This window comes from Oceanobacillus locisalsi (assembly GCF_042675985.1).
In the GTDB taxonomy this organism is placed as follows: Bacteria; Bacillota; Bacilli; order Bacillales; family Amphibacillaceae; genus Oceanobacillus; species Oceanobacillus locisalsi.
In genome coordinates this window covers 37,233-50,713 of the sequence record NZ_JBHTKK010000023.1, presented here as the reverse complement: position 1 = coordinate 50,713, position 13,481 = coordinate 37,233, and the positions used below count along the sequence as shown (strand labels likewise).

Annotated in this window: 12 protein-coding genes and 1 riboswitch; of the genes, 10 read left to right on the top strand and 2 right to left on the bottom strand. The window is 38.8% G+C overall.

The features are described 5' to 3' along the window. Positions 1 to 344: 344 nt before the first annotated feature. The 6 genes from ACFQ19_RS16020 to solA all read left to right on the top strand — a co-directional run bounded on the left by ACFQ19_RS16020 (position 345) and on the right by solA (position 5,919). Positions 345 to 659, top strand: coding sequence for a (2Fe-2S)-binding protein (locus tag ACFQ19_RS16020; protein WP_379593635.1), 315 nt, complete (start codon positions 345 to 347; stop codon positions 657 to 659). Further along, entirely contained in the window at positions 659 to 1,774 is a 1,116-nt protein-coding gene (locus ACFQ19_RS16015) for an NAD(P)/FAD-dependent oxidoreductase (RefSeq protein WP_379593634.1), read from the top strand. Before ACFQ19_RS16020 ends, ACFQ19_RS16015 begins: the two co-directional genes overlap by 1 nt. Then, positions 1,767 to 2,096: a (2Fe-2S)-binding protein gene (locus ACFQ19_RS16010; RefSeq protein WP_379593633.1), complete on the top strand. Its 330-nt coding sequence runs from the start codon at positions 1,767 to 1,769 to the stop codon at positions 2,094 to 2,096. The genes ACFQ19_RS16015 and ACFQ19_RS16010 overlap by 8 nt, the downstream gene beginning before the upstream one ends. Further along, positions 2,089 to 3,159: an NAD(P)/FAD-dependent oxidoreductase gene (locus tag ACFQ19_RS16005; protein ID WP_379593632.1), complete on the top strand. Its 1,071-nt coding sequence runs from the start codon at positions 2,089 to 2,091 to the stop codon at positions 3,157 to 3,159. The genes ACFQ19_RS16010 and ACFQ19_RS16005 overlap by 8 nt, the downstream gene beginning before the upstream one ends. A gap of 89 nt (positions 3,160 to 3,248) precedes the next feature. Beyond that, positions 3,249 to 4,667, top strand: a complete 1,419-nt coding sequence (locus ACFQ19_RS16000) for a sodium:solute symporter family protein (RefSeq protein WP_379593631.1) — start codon at positions 3,249 to 3,251, stop codon at positions 4,665 to 4,667. A 106-nt stretch (positions 4,668 to 4,773) separates the two neighbouring features. Next, complete coding sequence (gene solA, locus ACFQ19_RS15995) at positions 4,774 to 5,919, top strand: N-methyl-L-tryptophan oxidase (RefSeq protein ID WP_379593630.1); 1,146 nt, start codon at positions 4,774 to 4,776, stop codon at positions 5,917 to 5,919. Between the two features lie 58 nt (positions 5,920 to 5,977). Here the strand turns inward: solA and ACFQ19_RS15990 are convergent, their stop codons facing one another. Together ACFQ19_RS15990 and ACFQ19_RS15985 are read right to left on the bottom strand one after the other, a co-directional pair. Next, positions 5,978 to 7,513 carry a BCCT family transporter gene (locus tag ACFQ19_RS15990; RefSeq protein WP_379593629.1) on the bottom strand — a complete coding sequence of 512 codons (1,536 nt, stop codon included), beginning with the start codon at positions 7,511 to 7,513 and terminating at the stop codon, positions 5,978 to 5,980. Positions 7,514 to 7,935: 422 nt separating this feature from the next. Next, on the bottom strand, positions 7,936 to 9,342 hold the full coding sequence (locus ACFQ19_RS15985) for a sodium/glutamate symporter (protein ID WP_379593628.1): 1,407 nt from the start codon (positions 9,340 to 9,342) through the stop codon (positions 7,936 to 7,938). A gap of 429 nt (positions 9,343 to 9,771) precedes the next feature. Further along, a riboswitch (FMN riboswitch) is annotated at positions 9,772 to 9,909 on the top strand. Positions 9,910 to 10,052: 143 nt separating this feature from the next. Here ACFQ19_RS15985 and ribD point away from each other — a divergent pair. The 4 genes from ribD to ribH are packed head-to-tail and all read left to right on the top strand — an operon-like array spanning position 10,053 to position 13,419. Beyond that, positions 10,053 to 11,180: a bifunctional diaminohydroxyphosphoribosylaminopyrimidine deaminase/5-amino-6-(5-phosphoribosylamino)uracil reductase RibD gene (gene ribD, locus ACFQ19_RS15980; RefSeq protein ID WP_379593626.1), complete on the top strand. Its 1,128-nt coding sequence runs from the start codon at positions 10,053 to 10,055 to the stop codon at positions 11,178 to 11,180. Continuing rightward, positions 11,113 to 11,739 carry a riboflavin synthase gene (locus ACFQ19_RS15975; RefSeq protein WP_379593625.1) on the top strand — a complete coding sequence of 209 codons (627 nt, stop codon included), beginning with the start codon at positions 11,113 to 11,115 and terminating at the stop codon, positions 11,737 to 11,739. Before ribD ends, ACFQ19_RS15975 begins: the two co-directional genes overlap by 68 nt. A 10-nt stretch (positions 11,740 to 11,749) precedes the next feature. Beyond that, on the top strand, positions 11,750 to 12,949 hold the full coding sequence (ribA, locus tag ACFQ19_RS15970) for a GTP cyclohydrolase II (protein ID WP_379593624.1): 1,200 nt from the start codon (positions 11,750 to 11,752) through the stop codon (positions 12,947 to 12,949). A gap of 2 nt (positions 12,950 to 12,951) precedes the next feature. Further along, positions 12,952 to 13,419, top strand: coding sequence for a 6,7-dimethyl-8-ribityllumazine synthase (gene ribH, locus ACFQ19_RS15965; protein ID WP_379593622.1), 468 nt, complete (start codon positions 12,952 to 12,954; stop codon positions 13,417 to 13,419). Positions 13,420 to 13,481: the final 62 nt, after the last annotated feature.

Below are 13,481 nucleotides of genomic sequence, written 5' to 3'. Positions count from 1 at the left end.
CAATACATAATATCCAAATCGTTTATTTTTGTATGACATGTATATAAGGTATACCAACCCTGTTTATTCATATACACCGATTCATATTATTTTAATAAACGATAATATCAGATTAACGGAGTGCATAAGCATATTATTAAAAATAATAGATGGCTATTCTTCTATAAATAATGGAAAAAAGGCTTTTTAACAAGCTGCATTTAATGATGTAAATAAATCATATCTATAAAGTGATAATATTATTCTCCAAATTATAATAAACTGTATTATTACCTTTTCATAGAGGACATCATTTGAAGCGTTTCATCGTTTCTGAAATCAATAGATGATGAAGGAGGCTGCCCATGCAAATCATTGAACATCCGATACTTGGCGAAAAAAGTAATGAAGAGGTTACTTTTTATTTTAATAATCAACCTTTGAAAGCAAAAAAAGGACAAACTGTTGCGGCTGCTTTAATGGCAAATGGTATTCGTAAACTGGGTGTAAGCAGAAAGTTGTTTAAAGCAAGAGGGGTGTTTTGCGGGAACGGAAGGTGTATGAATTGTTTCGTGACGATAGATGGACTTGATCATGTACTTAGTTGTACTACCTTAGTAGAAGAAGGGATGAAGGTTTTTTCTAATGAAAGTGACCCTGGTGTGAGAGGTGAAAAGTGATGGAAACTGACATATTAATTATAGGCGGCGGTCCTGCGGGGATGAAAGCGGCTCTAACTGCTGACAAGGCAGGTGCGAGGGTAATATTAGTTGATGAATCGTATTCGTTGGGAGGCCAGTTAAAGCAACAAACGCAGCGGTTTAGCCGGTTTTCCGAAAATAGTGAAACAGTTCGTGGTACGACTTTAAGTGATGAATTAATAAAACAACTGGAAGTATCAAAAGTAAAGGTTCTGAAAAAACATATTATGATTGGCGCTTATCAGAATGGAAATATTGGTGTTACAGATGGAGAAAAGACGTTTGAAATCCAATCACGTAAAAAAATAATTGCTCCTGGAGCTGCAGAGAACGCTAAAATATTTGCTGGTTGGACAACACCTGGGGTAATGACAGCAGGGGCAGCTCACATATTAATTAATAGAGAAAGAGTACTTCCCGGAAAAAATGCGATTATGCTTGGTTCGAATGATTATTCCCTTGAAGTAGCAAGGCAGCTTCAAGCATGTGGAGTAAATGTAAAAGCTATTGTGGAAGACAAAAAGCAAATTGGCAGTTCAAATATTGATTTGCTGTATGATATGAAAAATATTCCTTTTTATTTGAATAGCACGATTGAAAAGGCAATTGGAAAAGAGGAATTAGAAAAAGTTTCTGTTAATACGCCAGACGGATTATATGAAATTGATGCGGATCTCATTTGTATAGCAAATGGGTTCAGTCCAATCATTGAACCTTTTGAAATAATAGGTTGTACCCTTGTTTATCATAGAGAGCTTGGTGGTTGGCTGCCAGAGTACAATGTTCGTTTTCAAACAAGTAACCCTTCCTGTTATATTGCTGGAAATGCAGCAGGAATTACGTCGATAGGGTCAATTCTGTTAACAGGAGAAATTGCTGCAATAAGTGCGTTAGAAGAAATTGGACTACTTGGGCAAAAAAGAGCTATGGATTCTAGAAAAAAGCTATGGAAGAAATTATCTAACTTAGAGAATGACATAAATGAAAAAACATTTCAAGCCAGATTTGAAATCATAAATCATTTTTATCAAAAAATGGATATGATGTTACCTGAAGAAATAAATAGCATCAAAGGGGGGATACATAATGGATAAATCAACTATTGTATGCCGTTGTGAAGAAATTAATATAGATGAGATTGAAACGGCAATAAAAAATGGAGCAGAGTCATTTGATGATATTAAACGTCTTACCAGATGTGGCATGGGGCCTTGCCAATCAAAGGTTTGTTTTAATCCAGTTAGTGAAATTATCGCTGATTGTACAGGAAAAACTTTGAATGAAATAGGTTTGCCAAGATTTCGTATGCCACTAAAAATGGTTAGAATGAGTGCACTTGCTCAAGAAAGCGAGGATGGCAGCGTAGTATCAGTATTTGGTGAGTCAGTGGAAGATGGTGAATCAAAAAATGGATAACTTATTTGATGTCATTGTAGTTGGCAGTGGGGTTGTCGGGAGCAGTATTGCCTATCATCTTTCTGAAAGTAAGAAACATGAAGTTCTTTTGCTAGATAAAGGTTTTCCTTTATCAGGAACATCCGGTTCCACACAAGCTTGGGTATGGGTACACAGTAAAACACCCTCCTGGTATGGAGAATTAAGTATGTTCAGTGCGGAGCTATATCCGTTTCTGGAGAAGAAAATTGGCGATGTGGAATATAAAAGAACTGGTGGGATAGCTCCTTTTTTTAATGAAGCTGAAAGAGAACCTGCTCTAAGGCTTGCTGAAAGACAAGCAGAAGCTGGTATTGAAATAGAGGTTTTAAGTCGGGATGAGGTGCTTGAAAAAGAACCAAATCTTTCGCCAAATGTAGCCGGAGCAACATTTAGCAAAATAGATGGAAATGTAAATCCGTTCCGACTTGTTGAATTATATGTGAAAGCAGCAAGAAAAAATGGTGTACACTGTTCTTTTTATAATCCCGTTCATGGTATTGAGAAAAATGGGGAGATATTTCAAGTGAAAACGTTGAAAGGCAGTTTTCGGGCAAAAAAAATAGTTCTAGCAGGAGGACCGTGGTCAAAAGAACTTGGAAGAATGCTCGGCGTAGATATGCCCGTTAAGCAGGTTCGAGGACAAATTCTCGTAACAGAACCGCTGCAGCCGTTTCTGAAATATACCCTGGGCGGAATTCGTCAGGCGGATAATGGTGAAGTTTTAATTGGTTATTCGAAAGAGGAGGTAGGTTACGACAGGAGTTCAACTTTGGACGTGATTCAACAAACAGCAAGGATGGCAATTGATTTTGTTCCTGCACTCTCCCGGGCGAATGTTGTCCGTTGTTTTTCAGGTATTCGGATAATGCCTGAAGATGGATTCCCAATTATAGATGAACTTCCTGGAATAAAAGGGGTTTATGTGACAGCGATGCATAGTGGTATAACATTATCACCAATTGTTGGAACATTAATGACAGAATTACTGACAGAAGGGGAAACATCCATTGATCTTTCACGTTTCAGTTTGGATAGGTTTTGATGGAATACAGAATAGGTAAGTGGGTCATTTTTGACAAAAAGAATCTAACAGCCTAAAGAAAATTAAAAGAAGTATTTAGGAGGAGGAAAATGATGAGCCCTACAGTAGCGATAGTAATAAGTTCAATTACCGTTTTAGGTATCGGCGTAGTAATCTCATTTCTTGTTGGGAGGAGGCAGAAAGGCATTGAAAACTGGAATGTGGGCGGCAGATCTCTGCCAATGTATGTTATTGCAGGAACTCAATTTGCCACTGGAATGGGAGGCGGGGTGCTTGTTGCCCATGTCGGTATTGGTTACAGTGCAGGATGGTCAGCTATTACGTATAACCTTCTTTATTCAATTGGTATTATTTTACTGGTCATGCTGGCTGGTTGGTTTAAGAAGCAAAATTTTTCTACTTTGCCAGACATCTTCAAACGGTTATATGGAGATCATAAAATAATGATGAGTGCCGTTACTGTATTGGCCATCGTTGTTCCTTTCGGATGGATGTGTACACAGCTGGTGGCGTTTGGAAATTTATTTTCAGAAATAACAGGGATCTCTTTTACTCTGCTTGTAATTATATTTGCATCAATAAGTTTATTCTTTGTTTTACCAGGGGGATTAGCTTCTGTAGCATGGACTGATTTCATCTTTGGTTGTTTTATGCTTATTCTTGCTCTTATAAGTGGTATCTATATGTTAAATTTAAGCGGCGGTTGGTCGAATATTGTCTCTAATGTTCCAGAAAATGTTGTAGCATTTCCCGAAGGCATGGGTGCTATAGGGATGGCAACTGTAGTACTTTGGATATTTGCCATTTTTCCAGGAGCACTTACGAACCAGATGTCTTATCAGAGGATTTATGCAGCAAAGGATGCAAAAACTGCAAAAAAAGGGTTTATTATTGCGGCGATTGCCGGTTTGCTTTCTGGTATATGGGCTTCTTTTATGGGGATTGCTATTTTGTCACAAAATCCTGGATTGGAAAATTCAGAGCTTGCAGCAGGATGGTTTTTAACTCAAATTCCAACATGGTTTCTTGCAATCTACTCGGCATTTATAATTGCTACAATCATGTCTACAGTGAGTAGTGCTGTACAGTCAGTTGTAGTAAATATTACAAACGATATTTATAAATCTTACATTAATAAAAATGTAAAAGATCGGGAACTTGTTAAAATTTCCAGAGGTCTCACTGTTATAACTGTGATTGTAGCTGTTCTTTTATCGTTGTATTATCCACAAGCTCTAGGATGGTTGCAGGCAACTTATGCTTATTCTGCTGCAGGATTACTTGTACCGATATTTTTGGGTTTTGCATTGCGACGTAGAAACATTCTGTCAGCAAAAGGGGCGATGGGCGGAATTTTCTTTGGAGTCATTGGGGCAGCTGTCGCTCAAGTGATGGATACGGCTGTACCATATGCTGTTTATGGCGTTGTCAGCTCATTAGTTGGTTTTATCATAAGTAGTATAATATTTAGACAAAAAAGTAATATAGCAAAAACAACTCATTTATAAGTATAGATTTCAGAATATACTTTTTTATAGGAATAATCAATTTTGCGATGCGCTATTATTTATGAAGATAGGACGCAAAATATAATTTTAATTAGAAGAGGGTGGGATGGAAATGGATGCAGAAGTCGGTATTATCGGGGTCGGAACAATGGGAAGTATGGCAGCATGGCAACTTGCTAAAAGAGGAGTTTCAGTATTGGGGTTTGAACAGTATGGGCTTGGAAATGATCGGACAGCAGCAGGAGGTGAATCTCGTCTTTTCCGGACTGCTTATATGGAGGGGTCTGAATATGTACCACTCCTCCAAAATGCAAAAGAATTATGGAGGGGATTGGAAAAAGAAAGCGGTAATTCACTCTTAACCTTAAATGGTGGATTGATGATTGCTGAAGAAGACTCTCCCGTGATAAGAAATATCTTGAAAAGTATTTCGGATTTTAACTTGTCTCACGAGATATTAAAAGAAGACAAAGCTAGAACTAGATATCCACAGTTTACGTTTTACGATAATGATTTGATAATTTTTGATAAAGAAGCAGGTTTTATCCGTCCGGAGTTGGCCGTAGTGTCTGCGTCTCTTTTAGCAAAGAAATACGGAGCTGAAATAAAGAGATTTACAAAAGTGGAACATGTTAGCTCCGAAAACGGAGGAGTAAGTATTATCACGGATGATGGCAAAACATATAAAGTTGGAAAATTGCTCATTTCAACTGGTGCATGGACATCGAAATTAATTTCAGAATGGAAGGAAAAATTAATTCCGAGAAGGTTATTATTAACGTGGTTCGCACCAAAAGATCCCGTCCATACAAAGCCAGATAAGTTTCCTATTTTTGCAAGGATGCGAGGAGATTTCAGATTAACTGGAGCACCTACCTTAGAAGGAACGATGGTGAAAGCTTCCTATACAAAAGATCCATTGGCTATTGAAGACCCTGAAAAATTGAACAGAGACGTTTATCCGAAAGAATTAGAAAAAATAAGTGAATCAGTAGAAGCTTTATTACCTGTTCTCTTTCCTGACCCTGTTAGAGCAAGTGCCTACATGGATGCTTATACCCCTGATGACCATGCATTACTAGGAGAACTGCCGAACTGGGATAATGTTTTTGTAGCTAGCGGTTTCTCTGGGCATGGATTTAAGTTGTCACCTGTAATAGGCAAAATTATTGCTGAATTAATGATTGATGGAAAAACGGAAAGTAACATTAACCATCTTGACCCTGGAAGAATGTTAAGGAAAGTGGAGTAATTCAAATGAAAAAACCAGCCTTTCCTCAACAATGAAGAAAGGCTGGCATGGTTTCGTTTTATAGTGTCTCTTTCTTATGGTTCTCATACAAATCTTTGAGTGCTTTTGGCGCTGTCCAAAAAGTAGTCATCAATAAGAATACAACTGGAACTGCAGTAACTACGATAAATGACTGTAATGAGTCGATACTGCTTTCGCCCAGTGATACCAGAACAATAGCTACTAAGCCCATAACCAATGCATAAAAAGCTCTTAACCATCTTGGCGGATGTCCATTACCGGAAATAGCCATAGATATAGTTAATGACATAGAGTCGGTTGTTGTTAATACAAAGATGATAGTGGCTAATAGAAATAGGAAACTGAAAATCATTCCAAGCGGCAATTGTTCTGTAATTGCCATCATGGCAGCAGGTTGTCCTGATTCATTCAATGCAGTGGATATGGAACCAGGTATTTCTAATTCCTGAAAGATTCCTGTTCCGCCTATAACAGCAAACCAGATAGTTGCAACGACAGGAGCAATAATCGCAACTGCTACAACAAGTTCGCGAACGGTACGTCCACGTGAAATGCGGGCGGAGAACATCGCCATCATAGGGCCATAGCCGATAAACCATGCAAAGAAAAATACTGTCCATAAGCTGAGCCAAGCTTCGTCCCCGCGATACGTACTGAATGGAATAAGTTCATTCACATAAAGTCCAAATGCTTCCAAATAATGATTGAAAATAAAGTATCCTGGGCCAAGGATCAGGACGCCAATAATTAATGCAACCGCTAAAATCACGTTAAAGCTGCTTAAAAATTGAATTCCTCTGTGAAGGCCTGTCACTGCAGAGATAGCTGCTGCAATCACGAGTAAAATAATAATAGTGATATGGAGGGTCAAGTTGTTTGGCAAGTTTGTGAGAGAACTTATTCCATAACCAGCTTGCAACCCTAAGAACCCAATCGGACCAATCGTTCCGGCTGCAACGGAAATAATGGCAAAAGTGTCAACAATGGTCCCAAATACGCTTTTATAAATGACTTTCTCTCCAAAGATTGGATAGAGAAGCGATCTTGGTTTTAATGGCATCCCTTTATGATAGTGAGAGTACATTAGCACAATCGTACCGAGTGTCCCTAAAATAGCCCATGATAGAAAACCCCAATCAACAAAGCTCATGGTAAGTGCAGGTACAACGGCTTCTGGAGATGCATTTTCGATACCGGAAAAATGAGGCGGAACCTCCAAAAAGTGACTAAGTGGTTCTGCGGCTGCCCAAAAAACGCCGCCTCCTGCTAATAAAGTACACATGATAATGGCAATCCATTTAAATGTACTCATTTCTGGCTTATCCACATTACCCAGTCGTATTTTTCCGTATTTCGTAAAGGCTAATATCAGTGCAATAAAAAATGTTCCAAGTATGACGATTTGATAAATCATTCCAAAATAAGTAGCTGACCAGCCAAATAAGGTGTCCACCATATTTGAAACAAAGTCTGCATTAATGAGTGCAACGATGACAAATAGGATAAGTGCTCCGCCACTTAATAGGAATGTAGGTAAATCTAAAGACTTCTTCTTTTTATTTGAAGACTGCATTAATTTCTTTCCTCCAGTTTGTTATTTATTCTTTGGTGTTATTCTTTCTCCGAATCTAAATTATATTCTATGAATAAATGGTTTTGCTACGAGGGGAAATGCGAAAATGTCTCGACACGTTATTTTTTCACGAAATATGACACATAGAAACGCAGAAAAAGAAAAAGTGGAATCATACTCCAAAACGGAAGTATAATTCCACCGTTCTATACCCTAAATGACTTTAATATAATTGTCAATCCTCCTTTCTTATTTGAAATTATCTCTTTTTTTGCAATAATGATTATTTGTTAAAGAAGGTGCAGAAGAGATAACAATGTTGCACATCCAGTGACGAAATATACGAATTTAAGTTTCTCTAAAGATACCCATAATGAGAAAAAGCAACAGCATGAAATAGTACGCATGCTGTTGCTCCTATGCTAATCGGATTCTTTCATTTTTCCAAAGTATAGGGTACCTAATAACCAAAATGCAATGGTTAATAAAATCACTGCTATTAATACAGGAATTGCACCAAATTGGATGATAAATGGTACGGAAGCAGCAGTTACAAGTCCGCCGCCAACCATTGGTTCAAATAATATTTGTTTATAACCAAATGCATTGAGTGCAGGAGATTTATTCTCTGCATCCACGATACGCATAAGCATTATTCCGGTCGCTGCAACTCCGGTACTTTGACCAAAATCCCCAATTCCTCGTTCAAACCAGTAACTCGGAATCATTTTAGGTCCGAGATATAGGAAGAGGAAGACATTAATAGCTATACCAACAACGGCAAGTAAAATAAATGGAATGATATTAGCTCCAATTACTTGTAAGCTTAGTGAAGCCATGGCACTAATAATTAGAAAATCTAGTGCTACTCCTTGTATGGTGTTAATCGTATCTCGATCAACTAATTCATGACGATCAAAACGGGATATAAAGATTTGAACAATTATCCCGCCAATCATTGCGAATGGAAACAAAGGAACATATTCAAATAAATAAATATCCAGCGCACTTCCATACGTTGCAGCTTCTAGCCAAATAAACGCTTCCAATAGTACATAACCAATGAATATCGAAATACCAATTAACCCTAAATGAAATGCAAATGTTTCAATCGATAGCGGGGAGGTAGTTTTCGTACCTGATGATTCACGGTGTTCTTTATTTAGAATTCCCGTTTGTTGTTCAAAAGAAATCTCATCGGGATGATGTAACGTCTGCGATTTCCCTTTGCGTGCAGCCCAATTCACCATAATCATACCAATTATTACCCCGGACAGTATTCCTACCGTTGCTAAACTAATAGCAAGGTCATAACCTTCGGAGAATCCGAGTTCTTCAAATGTACTTTGTAACCCTGCAGCGGTGCCATGGCCGCCAACAAAACTAATTTCAATGAGTGCTCCTGCTGCAGGACTAAGTCCAAAGAGGGGGCTTAACACGGTAAGTGCTAGTAATATACCTACTACGTATTGAGCCCAAGACATTGTATAGCCTAAGGCTATTTGCGGTCCGCCAATCCTCCACATCTTTTTAGGTTTTGGTAAGATAAATCCAATAAATAAACATGCAAAAACAATATTAATCAATAGCTCAGGTAAACCCGCCCAAACTTCTACCATATCTTCCGTAAAGAAGCCAGCATCAAGAAAACCGTCTGTAGTTAGACGACCTAATACCTCTGGTCCCAATAAGAGTGCTAAGAAACCACCTATCAAAGACGTAGGTAAGAAGAGCTTTTGAAGGATGGGGATTTTCAACCGGATAAGCTTCCCGATTACGAGCAGAGCGGCTAGTATAACAACAGCAAAACCGACAATTTGTAAGGACATAGATAAACTCCTTTCTATAAAATTTTAAGAAGGTTTTCAATTGGAAATAAAAAAATATTGAATTTCACTGTACCCGCTATAACTCTATGAAAAACATGACATTTTCTCTTTAGTGTGTCAATGTTGCATGAGTATATCGTTTGATTATGCTGGATTAGAACTTGAAATAACTGCTTTATCTTGTATATATTGCTTTTTTAATTTTACTTTTGGTATATCATGTTCTTAGGTGAAGTAGGTGGTTGATTGATTATTTATCGGGAATTTAAAGTATGAAATAAAGGATAAAAAATAATAAAGAATTGTCTTTTTTTCAATTAACGTTAACTCGTGATAAAAATAATGTCTTGCATTTTATACTTTTTACTGATATTATCATTTTTAACATGTTAGAATATTAAAGCATTTAAGGTAATAACAAAATTTAATATTATTCTTCGGGGCAGGGTGTAATTCCCGACCGGCGGTGACAAACAAGCAAAGTTTGAAGTCCGTGACCCGCGTTTAGCGGTGGATCTAGTGAGATTCTAGAGCCGACAGTAATAGTCTGGATGGGAGAAGAAAACGAACGTCAGCACATAAATAGGCGAAGTGTATTCATTTTGTGTACACAAGATCTTGTTTAGGTGAATTGGACAGCTTTTATTTAAGTATGCCCCGTGAAACATTTTCACGGGGCTTTTTGACGTTCACGAGAAGGGAGGAGACACATGGACGAACGATACATGGAAAAAGCGATAGAGCTTGCGTGGTTAGGCAGAGGATACACATATACTAACCCATTAGTCGGTGCCGTCATTGTGAAAGAAAATAGCCTTTTGGCAACTGGCTATCATCCGAAATACGGCGAGAAGCATGCAGAAAAAATGGCCATCGAAAAATGTGAATCCCCCGAAGATATATGTGATGCAACATTATACGTGACGCTGGAGCCATGCAATCATACCGGAAAGCAGCCTCCTTGTACCCAAATGATTATAGATAGCGGCATTTCCAAAGTGGTGATTGCGCAGCTTGATCCCAATCCTGTTGTAGCAGGGAAAGGAAAAGCCTATTTAGAAGCACAAGGGATACAGGTTGTTTCCGGTATATTGCAGGAAGAGGCGGAAGATTTGAATAAACACTATAACTATTTTCATAGAAGACAGCACCCTTATATTGTATTAAAACAAGCTGTCAGTCTGGATGGGAAGCTTTCGGTTAATCCGTTTCAACGGACATACCTTACAGGAGAAGAAACATATAAAAAAGTACATGAAGAGCGGCAATGTTATCAGGCTATTTTAACAGGGAGCGGGACCGTTTTAGCTGACAATCCGACGTTATTGCCGGAGACCATTACCGATTTCCCGCCTGTGCGAATCATTTTAGACCGGAGCGGGCAAACACTGGATTTTGAAAAATATCACATTTTCGGAGAAGGTGCACCTGTCTGGGTATTTACCAAAACTGATTCTATAGCAAATATTCCTGCGCATGTTCACTTGATCCCGAATGAACATTGGACCATTCCAAAAGTCGTTGATTATTTGCAGCAGGCGGGAATTCAATCGGTTTATGTAGAGGGTGGAAGTAAGATACATGATGCATTTTTGGCAGAGGGTATGTTTGAAGAAGTGATTTCGTATATCTCGCCAAAGTTAATTGGCGGCAATGGTGTGCCTGCGTTCTCTAGCGATAGAGACGTTTCAGCAACAACGCCTTTAGTTTTGCAGTGCGTGGAAGCAGTCGGTGAGGATGTACGAATAGTCAATAAGAGGGGGAAGAAGGATGTTTACAGGTTTGATTCAGGAAATAGGGACTGTCAAACGAATCCAAAAAGCAAGTCGCCATATTGAATTGACGTGCGCTGCCTCGCAGGAACTTTTGCACGATTATCATGTTGGAGACAGTATGGCAATGAATGGTGTCTGTTTAACTGCCACCGAAGTAACCGATTCCGATTTTACGGTGGATATTATGCCGGAAACCTTTCAAAAATCGATTTTCGCTGATGTACAAGTACATGCACCGGTGAATCTGGAACGAGCGTTATCTGCGAATGCGCGCTTGGAGGGGCACATTGTGTCTGGTCATGTCGACACAACAACGCGATTGATCAAAAAAGTTAAAAAGGAGAATTCCATCATTCTCACTTTTTATTATCCACCGCAAATTCAAGGGGAAATTGTAGCCCAAGGTTCGGTAGCGATTAATGGGACAAGTTTAACGGTGTCAGCTGTTACGGCAGGGTCCTTTAGTGTTTCACTCATTCCTTATTCCATGGATCATACCAATCTGGGGCAATTAAAACAAGGTGAATTCGTAAATGTAGAAACGGATATACTCGGAAAATATATTAAAGCTATGATAGGTACGGAAAAGAATGAGATGTTGCGTAAATATATTGGAGAATAGAGGGAAGATTATGACAATACAACATATCGAAGCAGCTATTACTGCATTGCAACAAGGAAGACTGATTATTGTTGCGGATGATGAGAATAGAGAGGCAGAAGGTGATTTAGTCGGTCTTTCCAGTAAAGCTACTGCGGAAACCATCAACTTTATGACAAAACATGCCCGGGGGTTAATTTGCGCTCCGGTCTCCGAACAAATTGCCGGGAATTTAAATTTATGGGAAATGACGCAAGAAAATACAGATGAATATCGAACAGCATTTACCATCAGTGTGGACCATAAGGAAACCGCTACAGGGATTTCTGTATTTGAACGGGCAAAAACAATTCAAGAGCTGGCAAATATAGATACCCAAGCTGCTGATTTCAATAGGCCTGGGCACATTTTTCCGTTAATCGCGAAGAATGGCGGTGTGTTGGAACGCAGAGGGCATACGGAAGCAGCCGTGGATTTGGCAAAGCTGGCAGGAGATAGTGAAGCAGCTTATATTTGTGAAATTTTAAAGGAAGACGGAACAATGGCCCGGCTGCAGGATTTAAAACAGCTGGCAGCGGAATGGAATATGCCGATGATAACCGTTGAAGAACTTGCTGATTATTTAACTTATTCCAGGATGCAAGCAAATGCAAAAGTAAAATTACCAACTAAACATGGCGAATTTGATTTGTCTCTTTATCAGGATAGAGAAGGGAAAGACCAGCTTGTATTGTCTATGGGAGACATGAAAGATAATCAAGAACCCGTTTTAGTCCGCGTACATTCAGAATGTTTGACTGGAGATATTTTTGGATCGCATCGCTGTGATTGCGGTGAACAGTTAGAGCAGGCAATGAAAATCATTGCAGCGGAAGGACGCGGTGCGATTCTATATTTAAGGCAAGAAGGAAGAGGAATTGGGCTGCTTAATAAACTGAAAACCTATGAATTGCAGGAGCAAGGAGCAGATACTTATGAAGCGAACGTTACTCTTGGATTTCTGCCAGATGAACGGCATTATGATATCGCTGCATGGTTATTGAAAAAAGAAGGAATCTCAACAATCCGGCTGCTGACAAATAACCCGGATAAAGTGAACGAGCTGCAGCAATATGGTATTGATGTAGCTGAACGGATGCCGATAGAAACAACGGTTTATCATGAAAACAAACATTATTTAAAAGTTAAAAAAGATAAATTTCATCATTTATTATCAGTGGAGGGAGAATAATTATGGCTGTATATGAAGGAATGTTTCAAGGAGAGCAATTAAAAGTAGCTATTACCATTGCAAGGTTTAATGAACTGATCACTTCGAAATTATTGGGAGGTGCTAAAGACATCCTAAAAAGACATGGGGTGAAAGAAGAAGACATCGATGTTTACTGGGTACCGGGTGCATTTGAACTTCCATATATTACAAAACAAGTAGAAAAAACAAAAAAATACGATGGCATTATTACACTCGGAGCAGTGATTCGTGGAGCGACCACACATTATGAGCTGGTTAGTAATGAAGCGGCCAAAGGTATTGCACAAATCGGTCTGCATGCAGACATTCCGGTTATGTTTGGTGTGTTGACAACAGAAACGATTGAACAAGCTTTGGAGAGAGCGGGTACGAAAGCAGGAAATAATGGCGGAGAAGCTGCATTAGGCTTATTAGAAATGATGTCATTAAATAAATTGATGCATGCTTAAATAGGTATGAGAAGAAAGGCTGTCTGTATCACGGGCGGCCTTTCTTAAAGGATAAGGGCATA

Coding starts and splice junctions, on each gene's coding strand:
- ACFQ19_RS16020 (WP_379593635.1), top strand. CDS start 345: ATGCAAATCATTGAACATCCGATACTTGGCGAAAAAAGTAATGAAGAG.
- ACFQ19_RS16015 (WP_379593634.1), top strand. CDS start 659: ATGGAAACTGACATATTAATTATAGGCGGCGGTCCTGCGGGGATGAAA.
- ACFQ19_RS16010 (WP_379593633.1), top strand. CDS start 1,767: ATGGATAAATCAACTATTGTATGCCGTTGTGAAGAAATTAATATAGAT.
- ACFQ19_RS16005 (WP_379593632.1), top strand. CDS start 2,089: ATGGATAACTTATTTGATGTCATTGTAGTTGGCAGTGGGGTTGTCGGG.
- ACFQ19_RS16000 (WP_379593631.1), top strand. CDS start 3,249: ATGATGAGCCCTACAGTAGCGATAGTAATAAGTTCAATTACCGTTTTA.
- solA (WP_379593630.1), top strand. CDS start 4,774: ATGGAAATGGATGCAGAAGTCGGTATTATCGGGGTCGGAACAATGGGA.
- ACFQ19_RS15990 (WP_379593629.1), bottom strand. CDS start 7,513: ATGCAGTCTTCAAATAAAAAGAAGAAGTCTTTAGATTTACCTACATTC.
- ACFQ19_RS15985 (WP_379593628.1), bottom strand. CDS start 9,342: ATGTCCTTACAAATTGTCGGTTTTGCTGTTGTTATACTAGCCGCTCTG.
- ribD (WP_379593626.1), top strand. CDS start 10,053: ATGGACGAACGATACATGGAAAAAGCGATAGAGCTTGCGTGGTTAGGC.
- ACFQ19_RS15975 (WP_379593625.1), top strand. CDS start 11,113: ATGTTTACAGGTTTGATTCAGGAAATAGGGACTGTCAAACGAATCCAA.
- ribA (WP_379593624.1), top strand. CDS start 11,750: ATGACAATACAACATATCGAAGCAGCTATTACTGCATTGCAACAAGGA.
- ribH (WP_379593622.1), top strand. CDS start 12,952: ATGGCTGTATATGAAGGAATGTTTCAAGGAGAGCAATTAAAAGTAGCT.